This is a genomic window from Thermoanaerobacter mathranii subsp. mathranii str. A3 (assembly GCF_000092965.1).
Taxonomy (GTDB): Bacteria; Bacillota; Thermoanaerobacteria; order Thermoanaerobacterales; family Thermoanaerobacteraceae; genus Thermoanaerobacter; species Thermoanaerobacter thermocopriae.
Map to the genome: position 1 here is coordinate 1,274,971 of NC_014209.1, position 23,322 is coordinate 1,298,292.

Sequence of the window (23,322 nt, forward strand, 5' to 3'; positions counted from 1 at the left end):
ATCACTTTATAAAATTATTGATATTCAAAAACAATCTTTGGGTGTAGTTGACTAAAGTAGTAAGCATCCATGGCCCAAATAGAATTAAACTTATAAGTATAGCTACAATTTTAGGAACAAAAGATAAAGTTTGTTCCTGAATTTGTGTGGTAGCTTGAAAAATACTAATCAAAAGTCCTACTACTAATGCTACAGCTAATAAGGGAGTAGCAACTGTCAAGGTAACTGTTAAAGCTTCTCTTCCAATATCTATAACCACTCCTGTATTCAACTTTTTTGCCTCCTATCTAAAGCCTAAAATCAAAGACTTTACAACAAGATTCCAGCCATCCACCAAAATAAAAAGTAACACTTTAAAAGGAAGAGATATCAAAACAGGTGGCAACATAAACATACCCATTGACATTAAAACACTGGCAACTATTATATCAATTATTAAAAAGGGAATGTATATTATAAAACCTATTTCAAAAGCAGTCTTTAGTTCACTTATAATAAAAGCAGGAATGACTACCCTCATAGGTAAATCTTCCACATTACTCACATTAATTTTAGCTAAACTTACGAAAAGATTTAAATCATTTTGCCTTGTTTGCTTTAACATGAAACTTTTCAATGGTTTGATAGCATTTTGATATGCTTCTTCTTGAGTTATCTTCCCTTCTGTATAAGGTTTTATGGCATTATTGTTGATATCTTGCCCAATTGGTGCCATTATGAATAAAGTGAGAAACAAAGCCAAACCAATTAGTACTTGATTAGGAGGCATTTGCTGAAGGCCTAGTGCATTTCTTAAAAAAGATAATACAATCACTATCCGAGTAAAAGAAGTCATCATTATTAAAATAGATGGAGCTAATGTCAATACTGTTAATAACAGAACTATTTGCAGGCTAGTAGCCATATTTGAAGGAGCTGTCACCGATGAAGCTAAATCTCCTAAATTCATTTTTACTCACCATCTTTTTTAGACAAATATTTGTTTTTTAGCTGTTTTAATTTTTCTATTGAAGTATTCAAATTTGTCACAAAATTTTTATCATTGGTTACAAATTTTAAGTCTTCTTTGTTTATCTCTGTAAGATAAGTTATATTGGTGTTGCTCACGCCTATAAGGAAAAATTTATTTCCTACCTTCAGTATGTATAAGCCTTTATCTCTACCCAACATTACGTAATCTATAACCTGTAAATTAGTAGAACGAGTATATCTTAAAGTACTTTGTCCTATAAATCGAGTTATGTAGTAAGCCAATCCAATTACTAAAAGAAAGGCAATTAAATACCATATAAGTTGAAAGACATATTCTGTGCCATTAGACACTTTAAGCGCCTCACTTCAACAATTTTTTAATCGCTTCTACCACCCTATCAGGTTGGAAAGGCTTTACGATGAAGTCTTTTGCTCCTGCTTGAATTGCCTCGATAACCATAGCCTGCTGTCCCATAGCAGAGCACATTATTATTTTTGCATTGGGATCCTTTGCACGGATTGCTTTTACCGCTTGTATTCCATCCATTTCGGGCATAGTAATATCCATAATAACCAAATCTGGATTTTCTTGAAAATATTTTTCTACTGCTATAGCACCATTTTCGGCTTCTACTACACTCCCCAAATTGTTTTTTGAAATAATATCTTTAATCATCATCCTCATAAAAGCAGCATCATCAACTATCATTATTTTGCTCACAAATGATTCCTCCTCATCTTTATTCTATATTGCTAATTCTTTTGCTTTGGTGTACAATATCTATAATTCTAACCCCAAAATTCTCATCAATTACTACTACTTCCCCTTTAGCTATGTATTTTCCATTTGCTAAAATATCTACTGGCTCACCTGCCAATTTATCTAATTCAATAATAGAACCTTCACTTAATTCTAAAATATCTTTTATAAGTTTTTTAGTCCTGCCTAATTCGACAGTAATCGTAAGAGGTACATCTAAGATCAACTCTAAATTTTCTTTCTCTTCCTTGCCTTCAATTGAAGGTTCTTCATCAAAACTTTGAAAAACTACAGGACTTGCGTTAACTTTTTGTTTCTTTTTGGTAGTTTTCTCCTCTTTTAAGATATTATTATCTTTTAAGATATTATTATCTGTCTCGACACTTTTTTCATCACTTTCTATTATAGCACTGGCATTCTCTTCTTGGGAAGTCGCCTGTGGTGATTTTTCTTCATTTTTCGACAAAACACTGTGCACTAGTTCTTTAGCAAAGTCAAAAGGTAAAAGCTGCATAATTTCACTATCAATTATTTCTCCTACCTCCATTTTAAAGGCGATTTTTACTACATCGCCTTCCGGAAATGAAATATCTGTTGGTAAAGAGACAGTAAAATCAACAATAAAAGCTTTAGGCGGTGAAATATTTATAGTCATATTGAGAAGGGTAGAAAGGGAAGTAGCAGCAGAACCTATCATTTGGTTCATGGCTTCTGATATTGCACTTAGATGTAGATCAGTAATATCTCCTTCTTCTACTTCTCCTTCTCCCCCCATCATTAAATCTGTCATTTTAAGTACATCTTCTTTTTTTAAAATAAGAAGATTACGACCTTTTAGTCCTTCCGTATACTCTACTTCAACCCCAATGTAAGGAATATTAAATTCTTTTTTTAACTCTTCCCAAGATAGAACCGACACTTTTGGAGTAGTAATAGTAACTTTATTTCTCAATAACGTATATAAAGTAGTAGCTGAAGTTCCAAAACTTATATTTCCAATTTCTCCTAGTATATCTTTTTCCTCTTCTGTTAACTCACTTCCACTATGAAACTGATTTTCTTTAGATTCTTCAGTTAAGCCTTTCAATAATGCATTTATTTCTTCCTGCGATAAAAAGTCATTCACTTTCTTCATCTCCTTTGTAAATAACTTCTGTTATTTTTACACTGTATTTGTTATTTCTAATTCCAGGTATACCTCTAAATTTGACATTTTTATCAATGATTATATCTACAGGATCTTTAAAGTTTTTATCTAACAGGATTATATCTCCTATTTCAAAATTTAAAAATTCTTTCACCGTAATAGTTGTAGAACCAAGTTGAGCAGTAAGAGGTATATAAGTTTTGCTTATTTTACTTTTTATAAGCTCAGGACTTACTCTCCCTTCTTTTTTCAGACTTGAAAACCAAAATTTTGTCGTTAACTTGGGTACAATAGGTTCTAAAGTCAAATGAGGCATGCAAAAATTCATCATTCCTTCTGTCTCATTAATCTTTAGTGATAAAGTACATAAAGCTACTGTTTCATTAGGAGATATTATTTGAGCAAACTGCGAGTTAGTTTCCACTCTCACTAAAGAAGGATTAATATCTACTATATTGCCCCACGGTTCTTTAAAAAGTGGAAGCATTTGCTTTACAATCTTAGTCAAAAGGCTGATCTCAATCTCAGTATAATCTCTATCTACAAGCTCACCTTTTCCTATTCCTCCTAAAATTCTATCAAGTATTGCATAAGTAGTATTATTATTAAATTCTAAGAGAAAAGGACCTTCTAAAGGAGCTGCATCAATAATGGCAATAAAAACTGGATTATTTAATGAATTACTAAATTCATAATAAGTCAGCTGGTCAACAGAGATCACTGTAACATTTACTACTGTTCTCAAATATCCTGACAAAAAGGATGTCAAAGACCTTGTCAAATTCTCAAAAATCATTTGAAGAGTTCGAAGTTGTTCCTTAGAAAACTTATTAGGCCTTCTAAAATCATAATTTCTTATCTTTTTGCTTTTAGCTTTTTCTTCTTTCTCGATTTTTTGGATATCTGCCTCACCAGAACTAAATGCTTTTAATAATTCGTCTATTTCGCTTTGCGATAATATTTCAGCCAACAGCCCCCCTCCTCCCTATTGAACAATAAATTCATCAAAATAAACATTTATAATTTTTTCCTCGCCTATTATTTTATTTATTCCATTTTTTATATCATTTTTTAACTTTTCCTGTCCCTCTGGTCCTTCTACCTCTTGGGCTGTTTTGCTTCTTAAAATTTGGATTATCAAATCTCTAATTTCGGAATTTCGTTCTTCTAAAGTCTTCAAAATATTTTTATCCGCAACTTGTAACTGTACGGTTGCTTTAACAAATTTTTCCTCTCCTTTTAAATTTGTTATAAACTCTCCGCCTGGAGAATAATTATAATAAGTGATTTCTTGATGAGCTTTAGCGTTAAAATACCAAAACGCTACACCAAAAGACAAAACTACTGCCACGATAACTATTAAAATTGTTTTGTAATTCATTATAACACCTCTTTATCTTTTACTATTGTGAAAATTCTTTTCTTGTAGTCAATAACTTTTTTTATAATTTCCTCAGGCGTTTCTTTTACTACTATTTTTTTGCCTGTAGTAAGGCTTATAACAGTGTCAGGAGTTTTTTCAATAAATTCAATTAAATCTGCATTCACCACAAATTCTTCATTATTAAGGCGCGTAACATAAATCATAATGTCCCTCCATCAAGTCTACTGGGCAAAAGCCCAGTAGACTTAAGTTTATCTCTTCATATTAACAAGGTCTTGCAACATCTCGTCAGAGGCAGTTATAATTTTAGCATTCGCCTGAAAACCTCTCTGAGTAACAATCATATCAGCAAATTCATTGGCCAAATCTACATTAGACATCTCTAAGGTTCCAGGATTTATAGAACCCCTTGTACCTGTACCAGCTGCTCCTATCATTGGCTCCCCTGAGTTTACTGTATTAATAAACATGGTATTGCCTACTTTTTCTAAGCCCATTGGGTTTTGAAAATCAGCAATAGCAATCTGTCCGATTATTTGCTCACGGCCATTAGAATATATACCTGAGACAACTCCGTATTTGTCTATATTAATACTCTCTAAAGAACCCGCTTCATTTCCATTTTTACTGAGCTCTCTTAAATCTGTCTCGCTAGAAAACATAGTAAGCTGTGAAAGATCCAATTGAACAGGACCAATAGTTGCATTTGTTTCATTGGTATTCATATTAAAAGTAAGTGTACCCGTTGCAGTTGTATTAGTTGCAATCTTTCCATCAGCACCAAAAGTAAGTGTACCTGAACCATCTACAGAGGAAATAGCAGGGTCAGAAGAAGACACACTCCAATTCCATGTACTAGCATCAGTTCTTGTAAAAGTAAGTGTAGCTATGTGGCTTCCTCCTTGTGAATCATACACTAATATGTTATAACTTATGGAGCCGTCAATTTCTGTAGAAGCGTTTAGATTTCCTCCTATTTCTAACTGTGTGGTTGCTGCAGGCGCTATACTTGACCAGTTTTTAATGCTTATTGGCACTAAATTTCCTGTATCAGTGTTTACTGTTTCACCATCAGTTGACATCCAGCCTAAAACTTTATATCCATCAGGCGTTACTAAATCTCCTTGAGAGTCAAAACTAAAGTTTCCTGCCCTTGTGTACAAATTTGCCCCTCCATTGGAAACTATGAAAAATCCGTTCCCATCAATTGAAAGGTCTGTAGGATTATCCGTCCTTTGGGCGCCACCACTTGTAAACAATGTGTCAATCGAAGCTATGGCTACTCCGAGACCAATCTGTTGAGGATTTGTTCCGCCGCCATTTCCTTGCGGTGCAGAAGCACCTTTGATCGTCTGGCTAAATATCTCTTTAAAAGTCATCCTGCTAGCCTTATATCCCACAGTGTTGACATTCGCAATGTTATTACCTATTACATCCATCCTTGCTTGATGAGACTTCAATCCTGAAACCGCAGAATACATTGACCTTAACATATTTTCTCCTCCTTTTATTTTCGGTGCTGTTCGCTTTATCAGTCAGTCAAAAGCGATAAGCCCCCCTGTTAAGGTCCGGCTTAAATTATCACAGCACCGTCTATATTTGTAAAAACACTATTTTTTAACATTTCTCCATCCATAGCTGTTATAACTGTTTTAGACTTTAAATTTACTACAAAGGCTTTGTTATCCATTATGATTAAAGAATCATTTACTCCTTTTTGAGTAGCTTTGTTTACTGCCTCCAACAGCTTTTGATATTCTTCCTGCGTAATTTTAACATTTCTCATTTCCATCCTTATGAGTGAATGCTTTGAAAATTTTAATTCATCAATTTTTTCATTTAAAACTTCTTTAAATGCTGTAGAAGTCCCATTGTTACTTGTTGCTCTCTGGGCTAAGTAATTGACATTCAGGTTTTGAGGAATTTTCACTATTTCAGACATTTTATCACCTCATTCTGAAACAGCTGTTACAGCATCTAATGGTACATCTATACCATTTACTTCTAAATAGTACTCTCCATTTTGTTTATAGACAGCATCAACATTTCCTACAACACTTGTAGAATTTCCATTATCGTCTGTAATAGTAGCATATACATTTTTACCTATCAAATTTATAGCTCTTACTGCATTAAAACTTACGTTCAAATTTTGCATTTGTTCTAGGATTGAAAATTGAGCTAATTGTGCGATAAGTTCCTTGTCATCCATTGGGTCTAAAGGGTCCTGATTTTCTAACTGAACAACTAACAGTTGCAAAAAATCGTCTTTTCCTAATTGATCATTTGAAGTAGTTTCACTTGTATTGTAGACATTCGAAAAACTGTAATTGGTATTTACCTCCACAAAATTCCCTCCTTTCTATGCCCGAACATCAATATGATCATGTGAGATATTGTAAATTTGTTGTAAAGGTTCTGTCTCCACTGCTTCAGCAAAATCATAGTGTAAATACCCACTATATACTACTCTATGGAAATTCTGTTGTTGTGAATTGCCATTGTAACTTTGCTGTTGGCCATTGTATTGAGAAGTAAACTGTAGGTTTTTATCTACTGTCACATTAAAACTATTTATTTTAATTCCCTTTAAATCTAATTGAGTGTTTAAAATACCTATATTAGATTCAATTTGATGCTTCAATTTTTCGCTATCAGTTATGATAGTAGCGCTAATATTTCCTTCTGCCGACTTGAGATTTATCTGAAGTTTTCCTAAAAATTCCGGTTTCAATTGTATACTTATAGTGGAAGATGTGTGGTTTTTTGAAATATTCATACTTTTCACTATTTGGTCAAAAATTTGTGATTCTGGAGCGTCATTTAATTTCGAACTTTGGTAGTTAACCAGCTGGTTTTTGAAGGTTTTCCCATTATTTTCTAAAAAGGTGAAATCATTTGGTTGTAATTGCTTATTTTCTCCAGCATTCTTTTCCTCTTTCACTACCAAAATTTTGGTATTCAAGCCAGATTGTGAATCATTGGTTTCTAGTATGTTTTCTTTGTTCCCTTCAGAGATATGCTGATTATTCAAAGGTAAATTTCTATTTTTTGAAGTTACTAGAGTTAAATTATCCATCGTATCTTTTTTAATGATCTGTTGTGAAAATACAAATGACTCTGTTTCTTGAGTGTTCAAATTTTTTACATCCACATTTTCATCCTTATATAGGTCTAAAACTTCTTTAAAATTACTGCTTCTAATTGCTGTAGCTATTTTATCTGGTTGCACTTTAATGCCCAGTTTTTCTTCTAACAACTGGCTTATTTTTTGCGATAGTTTATCAACATCCAAAACACCATTATTTAAAAAATCTTGCATCAGTTTTTGTACTTCTTTTTGCAATTCCGCATAAAAATCTTGTTTTTCAATTAACTGTTTGCCATCATCCTTTTGAATTGCCACATCTAACCCATTTATTAATTGCTGCAACAAATTAAAAACATCTACTAATGATAAATCCTCTGTTTGAAAGGATTTTAAATTTTTTTCTTCTTTCAGTGATCGTGTTGTTGAAAAAAGGCCATTTAACTCAGCATTGCCATCAGATACCACTTTGTTCATAGAATATTCTTTATTTCTATTAATTGCCTCCTGTTGCTGTAACATTTTTGAAAATTTATTTACCTTATTATCTTTTTGAAAAGATACAACTGTTTTGCTTCTGTCAACCCTTGGCTGCTGTATCTTAAATGGTAATAAATCAGTATCCGGTACTACTCCTATCACTCTTTTCACCTCCTTTCTAAGGCATCATTGTAGCATTTTTCAATAATATATTTGTTATTTTTGCTGCCTTATCAGCATTTAGTGATTCCAATATCTTTGAAGCACTATCTTTGTTCATATAACCTAATATATTTATTACGTCCTCGTCTGACATATTATTGAGTATTTGAGCTGCATTTTGCGGATCCATGTTTTGATAATAACTAGCTATGTCTTTTAAGCTAGTCTGCTTATTTTCTAACTGTTGCTTGAGTAATTCCCTTTCTTTTTGAACTTTTTCTAATTCGGCTTTTAATTTATTGATTTGTTCTTCTTTTTCTTTCAATTCAGTTTCGTACTCAGTAATCTTTTCATTTTTTGCCTTTAATTCTTCTGTTAATTTATTTATCTGTGAATCTTTATCTTCTTGTAGTGCCGGAAAAATTAAACTACCTAAAACCGGAACATCAGCTAATTGTTTTCTTAAAAAAGTTTGGCTTTCGAATAGGTTGAAGTAAATAACCAAGACTGTTCCACCTACAAGTATCAAAAAAATTATTAGAATCGCGAGCCAAATTTTTAATTTTCTATTTGTTTGTATATCTTTATTTTGCATATATATCCTCCTAATAGGATTTAGCTATTCTAAAACTTATTTGTTCATCTACAAATTTATTTTGTTCTACAGCTATCAAGTATTGATATTCTGAAAACTTTTTTTCCTTAAGATTTTCTAACGCCTTTTTTTCTTTAGTGACTTTTAAAAGATTTTCTTTTATAAAATCAGCATCTTTCTCTAGTTTTTTTATTAAAAGTTTTTTGTCTTCAATCATCTGGTTAATTTTTTTTACATACACACCTGATTCAACAATTTTGTGTATAGTAGTTCCTTCTTCCATTTCCCCTTTTGTTTTTTCTAAAATTTCATTTAAATGATTAGTTAATTTGCGCAATTCTTCTTTTTGAACGTTTATCTCTGCCATGACCTTTGCTAATTTCTCTTTTTCTATTTTTTCTGATTGTTCCTTTAAATTTAATATTGGTTGCAAAGTAAATTCAAATTTTTTCATGTTTTATCACCTTTTAATAGATTCATATAGCAGTTGTTTTGTAGTTTCAAAGTCATAGGATTCGTCTATTCTCTGCCTTAAGAAATTGTTCATTTTGTCGTTTAACTCAATGGCCTCGTCAATTTTAGGATTGCTGCCAAAATTATATGCCCCTATGTTTATTAAATCTTCCGCTTCTGTGTAAGATGCCAAAATATCTTTAAATCTCGCTATTAATTCTTTGTGTTCTTCTGTAATTATGTCATTCATCACCCTGCTAACACTTGCTAATACATCAATAGCAGGATAGTGATTCTTATTGGCAAGTTTTCGAGACAAAACTATGTGTCCATCAAGTATACCCCTTACTGCATCAGCAATTGGTTCATTTAAGTCGTCTCCATCCACCAATACTGTATAAAGGGCTGTAATAGAACCTTTTTTAGAGCATCCAGAGCGTTCCAAAAGCTTAGGCAAAACTGAAAAAACAGAAGGAGTATAACCTCGTGAAACAGGAGCTTCACCTATAGACAATCCTACTTCTCTTTGAGCCATGGCAAAGCGAGTTACTGAATCCATCATCAAAAGGACATCTAATCCTTGATCTCTAAAATATTCAGCTATAGCAGTGGCAGTCATAGCACCTTTTACTCGTATAAGTGCTGGAGTATCAGAGGTAGCTACTACAACTACAGATTTTTTTAAACCTTCTTCTCCTAGATCTTTTTCCAAAAATTCATTTACCTCTCTTCCTCTTTCGCCTATAAGAGCTATCACATTTAAATCAGCTTTGGCGTTTCTTGCCATCATGCCTAGCAATGTACTTTTCCCTACACCGCTCCCTGCAAAGATACCAATTCTCTGCCCTTTACCGCAGGTAAGAAGTCCATCTATCGCTTTTATCCCAAGAGGCATAACCTCTCTAATTCTCTTCCTTTCTAAAGGGTCAGGTGGTACATTATTGATAGGAATAGATTTTTCAAATTTAACTGGTCCTTTACTATCTATAGGATTGCCCAAACCATCTAATATCCTCCCAAGAAGCTCCTTCCCTACGCTAACCCTTAGGGTTTGACCTGTAGCTATAACTTTGCTGCCTGCTCCTATTCCCTCCATATTTCCTAAAGGCATGAGATACACTTTTTCTTCTTTAAAGCCCACAACTTCTGCTGAGATTATATTTCCATTGGTAGTCTTGATATTACATATCTCTCCTATATTGGAAAGAGGCCCTGTACTTTCGATTGTCAATCCTATTACTTGAGAAACTTTTCCATAGTATTGAATTAATCTTTTTTCTTGAAGAGCTCTTTTATATTTAGTGAAAATAATCTCACTCATTTAGCACACCTACAAATAAGTTTTTTAAAGCTCTAAGTTGTGTACTAATGCCAGAGTTTATCACTCCAGAATTTGTTTCAATTACACAATCTCCTTTTTTTAATGATAAATCTTTTAAAATATTTACATCATCCAAAAACTCTATGTCTTTAAGAATTTTGTCTTTGTTTTTAATACAGTGTTCATAATCCTCTTCACTAACCCTTACAGTAACTTTGTCAAAGGCATTGTAATTTTCCATTCCTTTTTTGATGAGATTTAATATTATATCTTTGTCCTCTTCCACATATTTACCTATAATTTTTTCTACTGCCTCCAAAATTACACTTACCATATCACTTTCTGCATTTTTATACATTCGTTGTTTTTCTTTGATAATCTCTTCTTTAATAGCCTTTGCCTCTTGTATTATCGCTTTGGCATCTTCTTCTCCTTTTTTATATCCTTCTTGATATCCTACAGTATAACCATCTTGATAGCCCTTTTCTTTATATTCTTCTTCAATTTTTTTTGCTTTCTTTTCTACTTCTATTAAGATTTTTTCTACATCTTCTCTAGTTTTCCTAAGTATCTCTTGCTGAACTTGTCTTGCTCTTTCTATTATTTGTTTTGCTAAATTATCACTTTCTTTTTTTATATCCTTTGTTTGTCCACTCAGTTCAATTGCATTTTCTGTTTTTTGTTTTTTTTCACTGTTTTTAACAATCCTTAAAACTATGGGAGAGGAGATGTTGATTTGTTGATGTTTATATACTCTATACAATAATTTCATCCCCTCCTCTTGATATCACAATTTCTCCTGCTTCTTCTAATTGTCTTATAACATTTACAATTCTTTGCTGTGCTTCTTCTACATCTTTTAATCTTACAGGCCCCATATATTGTATGTCTTCTCTTATCATATCGGCGAGTCTCTTAGACATATTGCTGAAAATAACCCTTTGAACTTCTTCATTAGAACCTTTAAGTGCAAGAGCAATATCGTGATTGTCTACTTCTCTCAATACTCTCTGTATAGACCTTGAATCTAATGTGACGATATCTTCAAATATAAACATTCTCTTCTTTATTTCTTCTACTAACTCAACGTTTATAGTCTCCAGAGTATCCAATATATTTTTCTCTGTACTCCTATCCACAGAGTTTAGTATATCTACAATTGTCTGAATACCGCCTGTAGAAGTATAATCTTGTGTAACTAAAGATGACAATTTTCTCTCTAAAATTCTTTCAACTTCTTTTACTACCTCAGGAGAAATGCTCTCCATCGTTGCTATTCGCATAGCTACTTCTGCCTGTAAGTTCTCAGGCAGTGATGATAGAATTGCTCCTGCTTGTTGTGGTTTTAAATAAGACAAAACCATTGCAATAGTCTGTGGATGCTCATTTTGTATAAAATTTAAAACTTGGGAGGGATTCGCTCTTCTTATAAAGTCAAAGGGTCTTACTTTCAACGAAGAAGTCAATTTATTTATAATCTCAAAAGCTTCTTGCGTACCCAAAGCCTTTTCTAAAACTGATTTTGCATACTCTATTCCACCTTCTATTATGTACTCTTGCGCTACGCACATGTTATAAAATTCATCTATAACTTTTTGCTTTTCTTCAGGAGTAAGATTTTTAATGCTAGCTATTTCTAAAGTTAATTGTTCAATTTCATCTTCTCTTAAATGTTTATATATTCGAGCAGAAAGGTCTGGCCCTAATGCAATCAAAAGCATTGCACTTTTTTGTCTGCCTGTAAGTGCACTTCTAGCCATAATAACACCACCTACTCTTCATTAAGCCATGTCCTAATAATCTGTACAACAATATCCGGCTTTTCTTTTATGAGTTTTTCTATCTGTTTTTTCTTTTCATCCTCATATGTGAAATCTATTTCTTCAATAGGTTCTGCAGTAGCTAAGGCTTCCTCTTCAGCCGTAGCTAAAGAGGTTTCTTTTTTCTTCCTTCTCATCATAATGAAGAATAGCCCGCCACCTAATACTAAAGCCGCTAACATAGCCCATGCATACATGGGCACTCCTTTCGAAACATTTGCTTGCTGCTGCATTGTCTTTAAGAGATCTTGATTAAATTGCATCCCTTGAACTGATACTTGCACACGAGAATCCCCGCCGGCAGCTTTTGCTACCAAATCAGCAATTTGTTGTTTCATAGAATTATTAAGATTTTTATTTACAACCACCGCAACAGAAATACTTTCAATCTTGCCCTGTGCTTCAATAAGGCTCGTTTTGATTTGATTTATTTCATAGTTTATAGTAGTCTCTGTTTTATTGTAATCAGAAGTATTGCTGCCAGTTGTTTGAGTTGTAGGAGGATTATTTGAAGAAGTACCCGCAGGATTTCCTCCTTGCGTACCTGTAGCTTTTTCTTTAAGCTCTTGTATACTCCTTACAATTCCTTTATTGTCATTGCCTTCAACAGGGAGATACTCTATTCTATCTTCAGTCTTTTTATCAAAATTTAAAGTAACATTTGCTCTAACGACGACATTTCCAGGACCGAAAACCTGCTCTAAAAGAGTTTGGAGGTTTTGTTGTAAATCTTCTTGAACTTTTTTTTGAAGGGCAAATTGAGAATTCGCATTTTCAGCAGTATCATCACTTTCTGCTGTAAGAATTTTGCCATTATTATCAATCACAGTGACATTTTCAGGTTTTAAACCTTCTACGCTTTTAGATACAAAATCTATGATTCCTTTAACTTGAGAAGAAGATAATGTTACCCCTGGCTTTAATGTTAACATTACTGCTGCTGTAGCTTGGTTAGTAGTATTTGAAAGTACAAAGGCATTTTGGTCAGGTACTACGATGTTGACAATAGCATCCTGCACTCCATCTATAGTTTTTAGAGAATTTTGTATTTCATTTTGAAGAAAATATAAATATTTTTGCCTTCTCTCTTGGTCTGTTGTGGCAAGAGAGTTATTCATAGCGTCTTGAAAACTAAATCCCCCTTCCGGGATTCCCTCTGTGGCCAGTTTCATTCTTACTTCATCTTTGTATTGTGCAGGAACTAAAATTGTTTTTCCATCGTTCGATATTTTATATGGAACCTTAAATTCTGTTTTTAATTTTTCAACTACCACTCCCGCATCTTTTATACTTAGATCAGAATACAAAACTACATAATTAGGCCTATTAACTATGTAAACTAATAAGGAAACGCCTATAAAAAGCAAAATAGCAATAACTCCTAACTGCATCTTTTGTTTCTTATCAAACTTATTCCAAAAGTTTGTCAGTTGCTCTCTAAAGTTGGCAATGAAGTCGGGCATTAATTCACCTCATTTCAATTAAAAACATCACAATGGCATTCTCATTATTTCCTGATAAGCCTCCAGCACTTTATTTTTTATTTGTATTGTAAGCTGCAGTGCAATATCAGCCTTCGCAGCATCTATCATCACTTGATTTATATCGTCAATTTCACCTGTCACAAGTTTTCGGTCATTTTTCATTGCCGTTAATTGCAAATCATTTACCTTATTAAGAGCTTCTTTTAAAAAGTCGCTAAAAGTCTCTATTTTACTGCCACTCTGCGTCGTTTCTAAGGTGCTATTCAAACTTACTGGATTAACAGGTGTTATTTGATTAACCATTTATTGTCTACCCCCTGCCAATTTCTAAAGACTTTTGAAACATGGCTTTTGAAGCATTAAAGGCCGTTACATTGGCTTCATAAGCACGAGTAGCAGAAATCATATCCACCATTTCAGAAACAATGTTTACATTTGGATACTCTACATATCCATTTTGGTCAGCATCAGGATGTCCAGGGTCATAAACCTCTCTAAGAGGAGTTTGGTCATCTTCAGCTATTTGTACAACTTCTACTCCTTTGCCACTGTATTTACCTTTAACTTTATCTAGAATGCTTTCGAAACTGTCAGGTTGTATTTCTTTTAAAACCACTAATTTTCTCCTATAGGGTCCTCCTTGGCTAGTCCTTGTAGTATTTACATTAGCTATGTTTTGAGATATTACATCCATCCTTACACGCTCTGCAGTTAAACCTGAAGCGCTTATGTCCATCGAGCTAAATAAGTTCATTTAAATTACCTCCCATCTTTTACAGCAGTCATAATAGAATTAAGCTCCCCGCTTACCCTTTGCACAAGTGCATAGTAATACAACTGGTTTTTTGCCAAATTTGCCATTTCAGCATCTATGTCTACATTATTTCCATCTAACCTCATGGAAGTATTATTTACTTGAACAATTTCTGGTTGTATGGAATCTACAGGAGGTGGGCCAATGGGTATGTGCTTAGGATTTGTAATATAACCTCTTAACTTGGTACCGTTTATGGCATCTTTTAAAATATTCTCAAATTTGACTTCAGACCTTTTAAAATTAGGAGTATTCACATTAGCAATGTTATTGGCAATTACATTGTTTCTTACAGTGGCTGCGTACAAACCTTTTTGTAATAAATCTATATTTTCAAATCCTGACCCCAGCATTCACTTCCCTCCTCTTATCCGACCACACTATACTTAATTCGACAAAAAAACAAAAATCCTGCTAAAATAAACCAAAAATAAATATTTAATTTTGCTTTCGTACTACCTTTTTTGTAAAATAATATCAATTTTTATCGAATAATATTATATCATGTCATAATAGTTTACTCCATAAGAAAAAAGTCCTATTTTTATAGGACTTAAGTGTTTAGATAAATTTTTCCCTAAAAACAAAGTTTCCGCTTTTATGCATTAGATTAACATCTTAGCATAAAAGCGGAAACCATTTTTATCTTTTCATTTTCTCTAATTCTTCTAATAACTTATCATTTAGTACCCTTATATGGGTACCTTTCATCCCTAAAGACCTTGACTCAATTATACCAGCACTTTCAAACTTTCTTAAGGCATTTACAATTACGGACCTTGTAATACCTACTTTATCTGCTATTTTACTTGCAACTAATAATCCTTCTTTTCCATTTAGCTCTTCAAAAATATTTTTTATAGCTTCTAATTCAGAATAAGAAAGTGTCCCTAATGCCATTTGAACCACTGCTCTTTTTCTTGCTTCATCTTCTATTTCTTCATTTTTTGACCTTAAAATTTCAAGGCCAACTACCGTGGCTCCATATTCTGCCAATATCAAGTCATCGTCAGTAAATTCTTTTACCCCTCTTGATAAAACCAAAGTTCCTAATCTGTCACCACCACCATTGACAGGTACTATAGTCAAAATTAATTCTGATAAAACTTTATCCTCTTTAAAAAGATTGCCTTTGTCATTGGCTAGCGTCTCAGTCACTCGCAAAAGTTTGTCGTTATATTCTTCAGGTATTATTTTACTTTGAGCAAAAATATCATCTCCATACTCTCTTAATATACTATAACCTAATACTTTACCCTTTCTACTCAAAATATATACGTTGGCCTCAATGACATCTTTTAGGATACTAGCCATTTCATTAAAATCAACTGGTTGAATTCCTGTTTTTTGCAAAATTCGATTTACTTTTCTAGTTTTTTCTAATAGTGTGCTCATATTTCTAATCCTCCTATGTTTTGGTTTTTGTTATTATAAAATGTACTTATTGACTTCGTATTTATTTAGACTATCCTTTAATTGCTCTTTTACATACTCTTCAGTTATCACTATTTGTTGTCCTTTCAGGTCTGGGGCTTTAAAAGATAATTCTTCAAACAACTTCTCCATAACAGTGTGCAATCTCCTTGCACCAATGTCCTCCGATTGCTGATTTATGAGATATGCTACTTCTGCAATAGCCTCAATTGCTTCATCTGTGTATTTCACTTCTATTCCTTCTGTTCTTAAAAGCTCTTGATACTGTTTGGTAAGGGCATTTTTAGGCTCTTTCAAAATTCTTATAAAGTCCTCTTTTGTGAGGGGTTTTAAATTAACTCTTACAGGAAACCTTCCCTGTAGCTCAGGGATTAAATCAGACACTTTTGCAATGTTAAAAGCGCCAGCTGCTATAAACAGTATATGGTCTGTCTTAACAGGACCGTATTTTGTCATTACTGTGCAACCTTCAATTATAGGAAGAATATCCCTTTGAACTCCTTCTCTTGATACATCTGGTCCTGCTGTATAACCGCTACTGGCAATTTTGTCAATTTCATCTATAAAAATTATTCCATCGTTTTCTGCTCTTTTAATAGCTTCTTCAATTACTTCGTCCATATCTATAAGGTTTTGGGCCTCTTCAGACTCTAGAATTCTCTTTGCTTCATAAACAGGAACTTTTTTAATTTTTTTCTTTTTAGGTAAAATGTCAGCAAATATATCTTGCAAATTTATATTCATCTCTTCGGAACCTAAATTAGTATACATCTCCAGCATTGGCGTAGATGTATCTGTCACTTCTATTTCCACTACATAATTATCTAGCTCGCCATTTCTTAACTTTTGCCTTATTTCTTCTCTTTTATATTGCATACCATCTTCCTCTGTCTCTTCATTTTTCTCGGCAGAAGGATAATTAAACAACATTTCTAATGGATTTTTAGGTTGTTTTTTCTTTTTTCCGACTATGTAATCAATTAGTCTATCTTCTGCAATTTTCTTCGCTTTTTCAGTAACATTTTTCAATTTTTCCTCTTTCACCATTCTTACAGCAGCCTCTACAAGGTCTCTAACCATAGAATCCACATCTCGTCCTACATATCCTACTTCAGTAAATTTGGTAGCCTCCACTTTTACAAAAGGAGCTTCTACTAATTTCGCAATTCTTCGGGCAATTTCTGTCTTTCCTACTCCAGTAGGGCCTACCATAATTATATTTTTGGGGGTCACTTCTTCTTTAAAATCGTCAGATAAAAGATTTCTTCTATATCTATTTCGTAAAGCCACTGCTACTGACTTTTTAGCTTCCTTTTGTCCTACAATATACTTATCTAATTCCTCCACAATTTCCTTGGGAGTATAATTCTTCACTTAGAGCACCCCCTATAAAGTCTCAACTGTTATGTTGTTATTGGTGTAAACACAAATCTTTGAAGCTATTTCTAAAGCTTTTTTTGCTATATCTTCTGTATCTAAATTAGTATTATACCGTAGCGCTAAGGCTGCAGCCATAGCATAATTTCCTCCAGATCCTATCCCGATCACATCCTCATCTGGTTCAATAACTTCCCCAGTGCCAGAAATAAGTAAAGTATTCTTTTTATCAACCGCAATCAAAAGAGCCTCTAACTTTCTTAAAATCTTGTCTTTTCTCCATTCTTGTGCCAGCTCTACTGCAGCCCTTTTTAAATTTCCGCCGTATTGTTCCAATTTTTCTTCGAATTTTTGCGAAAGAGTCAAAGCATCAGCTACCGAACCAGCAAATCCTACTATTACTTCTCCATTATATAACCTTCTAATTTTTTTTGCTCCATGCTTTAAGATCGTATTTTCTCCAAGGGTAATCTGTCCATCACCAGCCACCGACACTTTATTGCCTTTTCTCACTGCAATTATGGTAGTACCCTTAAACATGTTTACACCCCTTTAGATAGTTTAATATTAGCACATTTTTCAAAATGCTTCAAGAATTAATTCAAAATTTTTGTTAAATTCATTTAACTTCCTTTTGATAATCACATTCTGCATTAGAACATTTTAGTATATGTATATTCTTTGTATTTTTTTCTATTAATAAGCTACCACAAACAGGACATTTTTCCTCAACAGGTTTGTCCCACAATATAAAATCGCAATTAGGTGCATTTTCGCAAGCATAATACATTCGCCCTTTTTTACTTTTTTTCCTTACAATTTCTCCACCACATTTAGGGCATTTAACACCAATTTTTTCATACAAAGGTTTTGTATTTTTGCATTCAGGAAAACCAGAACAAGCAAGAAATTTACCATATCTGCCTTTTTTTATAACCATGGGTCTTCCGCAGATTTCACATTTAATATCAGTCACTTCCACTTCTTCTTTTATATCTATCTCTTCCATTTGTTCTTCTGCAATTTTTAAAGTTTTATAAAAATCATTGTAAAACTCTTGCACCACTTCATACCATTTCGCTTGGCCTTCTTCAATCTTGTCCAGCTGCTCCTCCATCTCAGCAGTAAATTTAACATCTACAATTTTAGTAAAAAACTCTTTCAATGCGTCTGTCACAATAAAGCCTAACTCTGTAGGTTTTAAATTCTTATTGTCTTTTACTACATATCCTCTTTCTAACAAAGTAGAGATAGTAGGAGCATAAGTACTGGGGCGGCCTATCCCTTTTTCCTCTAATTCTTTAATCAAAGAAGCTTCCGTGTATCTGGGTGGAGGCTGGGTAAAATGTTGTGTTGGTTTTAATTCCTTCAAAAGCAATTTAGTTCCTTCTTGAAGCACAGGCACAGTTTTTTCTTCCTCTTCTTGTATATCCGTTCCTTCTACATATACCGTCATAAACCCTAAAAATTTTATACTAGAACCAGAAGCTTTAAAAACATATCCATTATTTACTATATCCATAGAAACAGTATCGTAAATCGCAGGTGCCATTTGACTTGCTATGAATCTACTCCAAACTAATTTGTACAATTTATATTGGTCTGGCGTTAAGGAATCCTTTATACTCTCGGGATCCCGGTAAATAGAAGTAGGTCTTATAGCTTCATGAGCATCCTGAACATTGGCCTTTTTAGAAGCGTAATTTGCTCCCGGATTGGCATACTCTTTTCCAAACTTTTCAACTATATATTTATATACCTCCGCTTTAGCTTCATTTGCCACCCTTGTAGAATCTGTCCTTATATAAGTGATAAGCCCTACGCTACCTTCTCCCTTGATTTCTACTCCTTCGTATAATTGTTGAGCGATTAACATAGTTTTCTTTGCAGTAAACCCCAATTTCCTTGAAGCTTCTTGTTGCAATGTACTAGTTATAAAAGGCGGAGAAGGATTCCTCTTTTTGACACCTGTTTTTATTTTATCCACAGTGTACTCTTCAGATAAAGCTGCCAATACTTTGTCTACATCTTCTTTTGTCTTTAACTCAACTTTATCCTCTTTAGTACCATAGAATTTTGCTTCAAACTTGGTAAAATTTTTCTCATCAGAAAGAATCGCCGTAATGCTCCAATATTCTTCTGGAACAAAAGCTTCTATTTCTCTTTCTCTATCGCAAATCAAACGTGCTGCTACTGATTGGACTCTCCCTGCGCTTAATCCCCTCTTTATTTTTTTCCAAAGAAGAGGACTTATTTTATATCCTACCAATCTGTCAAGAATTCTTCTAGCTTGTTGCGCATCTACCAAATTTAAATCTATAGAGCGAGGGCTTTTAAGAGCAGTTTGCACTGCATTTTTTGTAATCTCATGAAATTCTATGCGACAAGGCTCCTCAATATTCAAATTTAACAATTGAGCAATATGCCAGGAAATTGCTTCTCCTTCTCTGTCAGGGTCAGTGGCCAAAAAAATTTTATCTGCATCCTTTGCTTCTTTTTTTAAATTCTCTATAATAGCCCCTTTTCCCCGGATAGTTATGTACTTAGGGGTAAAATTGTTTTCAATATCTATACCTAATTGACTTTTTGGCAAGTCCCTAACATGTCCCATGGAGGCCGCTACTTTAAAATTTTTGCCTAAAAATTTAGAAATAGTCTTAGCTTTAGCTGGAGATTCCACAATAACTAGAGATTTTGCCATTTTGACACCTCCAAAACAATTTATAATTATATCAAAGTTTTTAACAATTATCAAAATATTTTTTTCTCATATTTATTGCCAGGAAGTTTTTCAATCATACCTTTTAACATTAAAGAAGATAAAATTACATTGACTTTTGAGATTTTTATTTTCACATGGCCTGCTATTTCTTCTATATCCCTTGGAGCTTCACAAATAAAATCGTACACTTCCTTCTCTTCCTCCGTAAGAGAAGACATAAGATTTTCCTCAATCTTTTGTTGCACATCCTCTCTTAAATTAAATTCTTCTAAAATATCCTCAACACCAATTACAATCTTCGCGCCTTGTTTTATCAGCTCATTTGTTCCTCTACTATAAGCACTCGTTATATTTCCAGGTACTGCAAAAACCTCTTTTCCCTGTTCTAAGGCAAATTGAGCCGTCAGTAAAGATCCACTTTTTATTCCTGCTTCTACTACCACTACTCCAAGAGATAACCCGCTTATGATTCTATTTCTCAGAGGAAAATTTTGTGGCAGCGGAGAAGTATCAAGAGGAAACTCTGAAACCAGCAATCCTTCCTCACTAATTTGCTCCATCAGCTTTTTATTTTCTCTTGGATAAACTATATTTATACCATTTCCTAAAACAGCAATAGTTTTTCCTCTTTCCTTTAAAGCTCCTATATGAGAAAAACTATCGATTCCTCTCGCCATGCCACTTACAACTGTTATACCTCTTTCTGATAGCTCATGTGCCAATTTTTGTGCCACTTGTTTTCCATAAAAAGTAGCATTTCTTGAGCCCACCATAGCAATGCACAAATTATCTTTTAAATTTATATTACCCTTCAAATATAAAACAGGAGGTGGGTCATAAATATTCTTTAATTCTTCTGGATATTCCTCTTCTTCTAATGTATATACACTTATTTTTAAATTTTGCAATCTTTCTATATAATCAAAAGGATTCAATTTCTGAGCTTCTATTATCTTTTGCGCTAATTTTTTACTCCCTACTGCTCTAAAAATATCAATTTCTTTTGCTTTATACACTTCTTCCGCAGTTTTGAAAAATTCCATCAGTTGAACAAAATTTTTATACCCTATCCCTTTGACAGCGCTTAACCATATTTTAAAAACCTTTTCCCTTTCCATAATTGCTCCCCTTTAACACCGTTTTCCTTAATTATCTTTATTATAATACATAACCTGTGATAAAATAAAGAAAAAAGAAAGGTGATACCAATGTCAAACTTATATAACCTACGCCAACTCAAAAACTATTTGTACCAAAATCCCTTTTGTGACTTTCAATCTCTTAACATAAATAAAGCGGCTAAAAAGTGGCTTGAGAAAGAAATAGAAAGAATAAACAATCTAAAATGCTATGAAAACCAATTATATCAATTAAATTTAAACTTCATCGCCGGAATAGACGAGGCGGGAAGAGGCCCTTTAGTTGGACCAGTAGTTGCCGCCTGTGTAATACTTCCTAAGAATGTTTTCATCCCTGAGATAAATGACTCTAAAAAACTATCTGAAGAAAAAAGAGAAGTATTGTCAGAGGTAATAAAAAAAGTAGCTATCTCTTATGCTATTGGAATAGTTGATTGCGAAGAAATTGATAAAATAAATATACTAAATGCTACCTACAAAGCCATGCAGATTGCTATTTCAAAAATACAACAAAAAATTGATTACCTTTTAGTAGATGCTATCACCATTCCTCAAATAGAGATAAATCAAAAAGCAATAATAAAGGGAGATTCAAAAAGTATCTCTATAGCTGCTGCCTCTATACTGGCGAAAGTTGAAAGAGATAAAATAATGAAAGAATATCATAAAATCTATCCTCAGTATAATTTTGAAAAAAACAAAGGTTATGGTACAAAAGAACATATTGAAGCTTTAAAAAAATACGGTCCTTGTCCTATACATAGAAAAACTTTCATCGAAAAAATTCTGAAAGGATGAAAAACATTGAACAAAAAAACAATAGGCAGCTTAGGAGAAAAAATAGCTGCCCAATATCTATTAAAATCAGGTTATAAAATTTTAGAGAAAAATTTTAAATGCAAAATTGGGGAAATAGATATAATAGCTCTATTCAAAAAAGAAATAGTTTTTGTAGAGGTAAAAACAAGAACCTCTACCTTTTTTGGAACTGGAAGTGAAGCTGTAAATTTTCATAAACAACAAAGAATATTGAAAATTGCCCAGTTGTACTTAGCTTCAACAGAAAAATTTCGAAATTTTCAGCCTCGTTTTGACGTGATTGAGGTTTATTTAAATCCTGATACATTAGCCTTTGAAAAACTAAGCCATTTCCCAAACGCTTTTTTAATCTTTTAATATCAATCCCATCTTTTCTTTTACTTCTTTCAAAGTTTTTTCTGCAACAGCTTGAGCTCTTTCCGCCCCTTCCTTTAAAACCTTCAAAACATAATCTCTACTTAAGTCTTTATAATTTTTTTGTATAACAGTCAATTTATCTATTACAACCTCTGCTAATTCCTTCTTTAAAGTGCCATAACCCTGTCCTTTAAATTTATTTACAACTTCTTCTATTTCCATACCTGTAAATAAACTATAAATAGTCAAAAGATTGCTAACACCCGGTTTGTTTTCCCAATCAAGCCTTATTTCAGTCTCAGAATCAGTCACTGCTCTCATTATTTTCTTTTTGATTACAGAAGGCTCGTCCAAAAGATTGATTCTATTATTTGGGTCACTGTCACTTTTACTCATCTTTTTAGTAGGGTCAGTAAGACTCATTATCCTCGCGCCAAATTTTAAAATCATAGGCTCAGGAACAACAAAAGTTTCACCAAATCTGTTGTTAAAACGTTGTGCAATGTCTCTTGTCAGTTCTAAGTGTTGCTTTTGGTCTTCTCCTACAGGAACATAATGGGTATTGTATAAAAGTATATCTGCTGCCATTAAATCAGGGTATGTAAAAAGTCCTACAGAAACTGTCTCTTTTCCTTTGCTCTTTTCTTTAAACTGAGTCATTCTGCTTAGCTCACCAAAATATGTCATGCATTGTAAAAGCCATGCTAATTCTGCATGAGCAGAAACATGAGATTGAACAAAAAGATTAACTTTCTTAGGATCTAAGCCTATTGCAAGGTAAAGGCCCGCCAATTCAATAGTGTTTTCTTTTAATTTTATTGGATCTTGGGGTACTGTCAAAGCATGCAAATCCACTACACAAAAAAAGCACTCATAATCTTCTTGTAGAGCGACAAATTGTCTCATTGCACCCAAGTAATTACCTATGTGAATGTCTCCCGAGGGTTGTACTCCTGAAAAAACTCTTTTCAAGCTATCAACTCCTTTTCAATTG

General features: G+C 33.3%; 29 protein-coding genes. 2 read left to right on the forward strand and 27 right to left on the reverse strand.

The features are described from left to right. Position 1: 1 nt before the first annotated feature. The 26 genes from fliQ to dprA form a co-directional block, all read right to left on the reverse strand. The gene (fliQ, locus tag TMATH_RS06315) at positions 2–271 is read right to left on the reverse strand and encodes a flagellar biosynthesis protein FliQ (protein ID WP_012995275.1); all 270 of its coding nucleotides are present in this window, start codon (positions 269–271) and stop codon (positions 2–4) included. 12 nt (positions 272–283) lie between these two features. Continuing rightward, positions 284–949 (reverse strand): flagellar type III secretion system pore protein FliP, encoded by a 666-nt coding sequence (fliP, locus tag TMATH_RS06320; protein WP_012995276.1) that lies wholly within the window; start codon positions 947–949, stop codon positions 284–286. A gap of 2 nt (positions 950–951) precedes the next feature. Continuing rightward, the gene (gene fliO, locus TMATH_RS06325; RefSeq protein WP_013150337.1) at positions 952–1,323 is read right to left on the reverse strand and encodes a flagellar biosynthetic protein FliO; all 372 of its coding nucleotides are present in this window, start codon (positions 1,321–1,323) and stop codon (positions 952–954) included. A 10-nt stretch (positions 1,324–1,333) separates the two neighbouring features. Further along, positions 1,334–1,693, reverse strand: a complete 360-nt coding sequence (locus TMATH_RS06330; RefSeq protein ID WP_012995278.1) for a response regulator — start codon at positions 1,691–1,693, stop codon at positions 1,334–1,336. A gap of 19 nt (positions 1,694–1,712) precedes the next feature. Further along, positions 1,713–2,858, reverse strand: coding sequence for a flagellar motor switch phosphatase FliY (gene fliY, locus TMATH_RS06335; protein ID WP_013150338.1), 1,146 nt, complete (start codon positions 2,856–2,858; stop codon positions 1,713–1,715). Then, complete coding sequence (gene fliM, locus TMATH_RS06340; RefSeq protein ID WP_012995280.1) at positions 2,851–3,849, reverse strand: flagellar motor switch protein FliM; 999 nt, start codon at positions 3,847–3,849, stop codon at positions 2,851–2,853. The genes fliY and fliM overlap by 8 nt, the downstream gene beginning before the upstream one ends. A gap of 15 nt (positions 3,850–3,864) precedes the next feature. Beyond that, positions 3,865–4,260 (reverse strand): flagellar basal body-associated FliL family protein, encoded by a 396-nt coding sequence (locus tag TMATH_RS06345; RefSeq protein ID WP_012995281.1) that lies wholly within the window; start codon positions 4,258–4,260, stop codon positions 3,865–3,867. After that, entirely contained in the window at positions 4,260–4,466 is a 207-nt protein-coding gene (locus TMATH_RS06350) for a flagellar FlbD family protein (RefSeq protein WP_012995282.1), read from the reverse strand. Before TMATH_RS06350 ends, TMATH_RS06345 begins: the two co-directional genes overlap by 1 nt. A 48-nt stretch (positions 4,467–4,514) precedes the next feature. After that, positions 4,515–5,756 (reverse strand): flagellar basal-body rod protein FlgF, encoded by a 1,242-nt coding sequence (gene flgF / locus TMATH_RS06355; RefSeq protein ID WP_013150339.1) that lies wholly within the window; start codon positions 5,754–5,756, stop codon positions 4,515–4,517. An 80-nt stretch (positions 5,757–5,836) separates the two neighbouring features. Next, positions 5,837–6,205, reverse strand: a complete 369-nt coding sequence (locus TMATH_RS06360) for a TIGR02530 family flagellar biosynthesis protein (RefSeq protein WP_013150340.1) — start codon at positions 6,203–6,205, stop codon at positions 5,837–5,839. Positions 6,206–6,214: 9 nt separating this feature from the next. Then, entirely contained in the window at positions 6,215–6,610 is a 396-nt protein-coding gene (locus tag TMATH_RS06365; RefSeq protein ID WP_013150341.1) for a flagellar hook capping FlgD N-terminal domain-containing protein, read from the reverse strand. 15 nt (positions 6,611–6,625) lie between these two features. Then, a complete protein-coding gene (locus TMATH_RS06370) occupies positions 6,626–7,993 on the reverse strand; it encodes a flagellar hook-length control protein FliK (protein WP_013150342.1) in 1,368 nt (455 codons plus the stop codon). 16 nt (positions 7,994–8,009) lie between these two features. Then, positions 8,010–8,588: a MotE family protein gene (locus TMATH_RS06375; protein ID WP_013150343.1), complete on the reverse strand. Its 579-nt coding sequence runs from the start codon at positions 8,586–8,588 to the stop codon at positions 8,010–8,012. A 10-nt stretch (positions 8,589–8,598) separates the two neighbouring features. Next, entirely contained in the window at positions 8,599–9,042 is a 444-nt protein-coding gene (gene fliJ, locus TMATH_RS06380; RefSeq protein WP_012995288.1) for a flagellar export protein FliJ, read from the reverse strand. Positions 9,043–9,048: 6 nt separating this feature from the next. After that, complete coding sequence (fliI, locus tag TMATH_RS06385; protein ID WP_012995289.1) at positions 9,049–10,362, reverse strand: flagellar protein export ATPase FliI; 1,314 nt, start codon at positions 10,360–10,362, stop codon at positions 9,049–9,051. Next, positions 10,355–11,125 (reverse strand): FliH/SctL family protein, encoded by a 771-nt coding sequence (locus TMATH_RS06390; RefSeq protein ID WP_198002302.1) that lies wholly within the window; start codon positions 11,123–11,125, stop codon positions 10,355–10,357. Before TMATH_RS06390 ends, fliI begins: the two co-directional genes overlap by 8 nt. Further along, entirely contained in the window at positions 11,118–12,122 is a 1,005-nt protein-coding gene (gene fliG / locus TMATH_RS06395; RefSeq protein WP_013150345.1) for a flagellar motor switch protein FliG, read from the reverse strand. Before fliG ends, TMATH_RS06390 begins: the two co-directional genes overlap by 8 nt. Positions 12,123–12,133: 11 nt before the next feature. Next, positions 12,134–13,645: a flagellar basal-body MS-ring/collar protein FliF gene (gene fliF, locus TMATH_RS06400; protein ID WP_013150346.1), complete on the reverse strand. Its 1,512-nt coding sequence runs from the start codon at positions 13,643–13,645 to the stop codon at positions 12,134–12,136. Positions 13,646–13,672: 27 nt separating this feature from the next. After that, positions 13,673–13,969, reverse strand: coding sequence for a flagellar hook-basal body complex protein FliE (fliE, locus tag TMATH_RS06405; RefSeq protein ID WP_012995292.1), 297 nt, complete (start codon positions 13,967–13,969; stop codon positions 13,673–13,675). A 7-nt stretch (positions 13,970–13,976) separates the two neighbouring features. Next, on the reverse strand, positions 13,977–14,420 hold the full coding sequence (flgC, locus tag TMATH_RS06410; protein ID WP_012995293.1) for a flagellar basal body rod protein FlgC: 444 nt from the start codon (positions 14,418–14,420) through the stop codon (positions 13,977–13,979). Positions 14,421–14,425: 5 nt separating this feature from the next. Next, entirely contained in the window at positions 14,426–14,833 is a 408-nt protein-coding gene (gene flgB / locus TMATH_RS06415) for a flagellar basal body rod protein FlgB (protein ID WP_012995294.1), read from the reverse strand. A gap of 289 nt (positions 14,834–15,122) precedes the next feature. After that, a complete protein-coding gene (gene codY, locus TMATH_RS06420; RefSeq protein ID WP_013150347.1) occupies positions 15,123–15,875 on the reverse strand; it encodes a GTP-sensing pleiotropic transcriptional regulator CodY in 753 nt (250 codons plus the stop codon). Between the two features lie 33 nt (positions 15,876–15,908). Continuing rightward, complete coding sequence (hslU, locus tag TMATH_RS06425) at positions 15,909–17,288, reverse strand: ATP-dependent protease ATPase subunit HslU (protein WP_012995296.1); 1,380 nt, start codon at positions 17,286–17,288, stop codon at positions 15,909–15,911. Positions 17,289–17,300: 12 nt separating this feature from the next. Next, a complete protein-coding gene (gene hslV / locus TMATH_RS06430; protein WP_012995297.1) occupies positions 17,301–17,831 on the reverse strand; it encodes an ATP-dependent protease subunit HslV in 531 nt (176 codons plus the stop codon). A 79-nt stretch (positions 17,832–17,910) separates the two neighbouring features. Then, positions 17,911–19,992 (reverse strand): type I DNA topoisomerase, encoded by a 2,082-nt coding sequence (gene topA / locus TMATH_RS06435; RefSeq protein ID WP_013150348.1) that lies wholly within the window; start codon positions 19,990–19,992, stop codon positions 17,911–17,913. A 50-nt stretch (positions 19,993–20,042) separates the two neighbouring features. Next, the gene (gene dprA / locus TMATH_RS06440; RefSeq protein ID WP_013150349.1) at positions 20,043–21,131 is read right to left on the reverse strand and encodes a DNA-processing protein DprA; all 1,089 of its coding nucleotides are present in this window, start codon (positions 21,129–21,131) and stop codon (positions 20,043–20,045) included. Positions 21,132–21,221: 90 nt separating this feature from the next. Between dprA and TMATH_RS06445 the strand changes: the two genes are divergently transcribed. Both TMATH_RS06445 and TMATH_RS06450 read left to right on the forward strand, forming a co-directional pair. After that, positions 21,222–21,950: a ribonuclease HII gene (locus tag TMATH_RS06445; RefSeq protein WP_013150350.1), complete on the forward strand. Its 729-nt coding sequence runs from the start codon at positions 21,222–21,224 to the stop codon at positions 21,948–21,950. Between the two features lie 6 nt (positions 21,951–21,956). Continuing rightward, positions 21,957–22,328 (forward strand): YraN family protein, encoded by a 372-nt coding sequence (locus TMATH_RS06450; RefSeq protein ID WP_013150351.1) that lies wholly within the window; start codon positions 21,957–21,959, stop codon positions 22,326–22,328. Here the strand turns inward: TMATH_RS06450 and trpS are convergent. Then, on the reverse strand, positions 22,317–23,300 hold the full coding sequence (trpS, locus tag TMATH_RS06455) for a tryptophan--tRNA ligase (protein ID WP_013150352.1): 984 nt from the start codon (positions 23,298–23,300) through the stop codon (positions 22,317–22,319). The genes TMATH_RS06450 and trpS overlap by 12 nt on opposite strands. Positions 23,301–23,322 lie beyond the last annotated feature (22 nt).

Bases quoted from the DNA above. Each gene is read 5' to 3' on its own strand.
- TMATH_RS06375 (WP_013150343.1), bottom strand. From the start codon at position 8,588: ATGCAAAATAAAGATATACAAACAAATAGAAAATTAAAAATTTGGCTC.
- hslV (WP_012995297.1), bottom strand. From the start codon at position 17,831: ATGTTTAAGGGTACTACCATAATTGCAGTGAGAAAAGGCAATAAAGTG.
- fliE (WP_012995292.1), bottom strand. From the start codon at position 13,969: ATGGTTAATCAAATAACACCTGTTAATCCAGTAAGTTTGAATAGCACC.
- fliJ (WP_012995288.1), bottom strand. From the start codon at position 9,042: ATGAAAAAATTTGAATTTACTTTGCAACCAATATTAAATTTAAAGGAA.
- dprA (WP_013150349.1), bottom strand. From the start codon at position 21,131: ATGGAAAGGGAAAAGGTTTTTAAAATATGGTTAAGCGCTGTCAAAGGG.
- flgF (WP_013150339.1), bottom strand. From the start codon at position 5,756: ATGTTAAGGTCAATGTATTCTGCGGTTTCAGGATTGAAGTCTCATCAA.
- flgB (WP_012995294.1), bottom strand. From the start codon at position 14,833: ATGCTGGGGTCAGGATTTGAAAATATAGATTTATTACAAAAAGGTTTG.
- codY (WP_013150347.1), bottom strand. From the start codon at position 15,875: ATGAGCACACTATTAGAAAAAACTAGAAAAGTAAATCGAATTTTGCAA.
- topA (WP_013150348.1), bottom strand. From the start codon at position 19,992: ATGGCAAAATCTCTAGTTATTGTGGAATCTCCAGCTAAAGCTAAGACT.
- fliP (WP_012995276.1), bottom strand. From the start codon at position 949: ATGAATTTAGGAGATTTAGCTTCATCGGTGACAGCTCCTTCAAATATG.
- fliG (WP_013150345.1), bottom strand. From the start codon at position 12,122: ATGGCTAGAAGTGCACTTACAGGCAGACAAAAAAGTGCAATGCTTTTG.
- fliI (WP_012995289.1), bottom strand. From the start codon at position 10,362: ATGAGTGAGATTATTTTCACTAAATATAAAAGAGCTCTTCAAGAAAAA.
- TMATH_RS06445 (WP_013150350.1), top strand. From the start codon at position 21,222: ATGTCAAACTTATATAACCTACGCCAACTCAAAAACTATTTGTACCAA.
- TMATH_RS06350 (WP_012995282.1), bottom strand. From the start codon at position 4,466: ATGATTTATGTTACGCGCCTTAATAATGAAGAATTTGTGGTGAATGCA.
- flgC (WP_012995293.1), bottom strand. From the start codon at position 14,420: ATGAACTTATTTAGCTCGATGGACATAAGCGCTTCAGGTTTAACTGCA.
- TMATH_RS06345 (WP_012995281.1), bottom strand. From the start codon at position 4,260: ATGAATTACAAAACAATTTTAATAGTTATCGTGGCAGTAGTTTTGTCT.
- fliF (WP_013150346.1), bottom strand. From the start codon at position 13,645: ATGCCCGACTTCATTGCCAACTTTAGAGAGCAACTGACAAACTTTTGG.
- TMATH_RS06360 (WP_013150340.1), bottom strand. From the start codon at position 6,205: ATGTCTGAAATAGTGAAAATTCCTCAAAACCTGAATGTCAATTACTTA.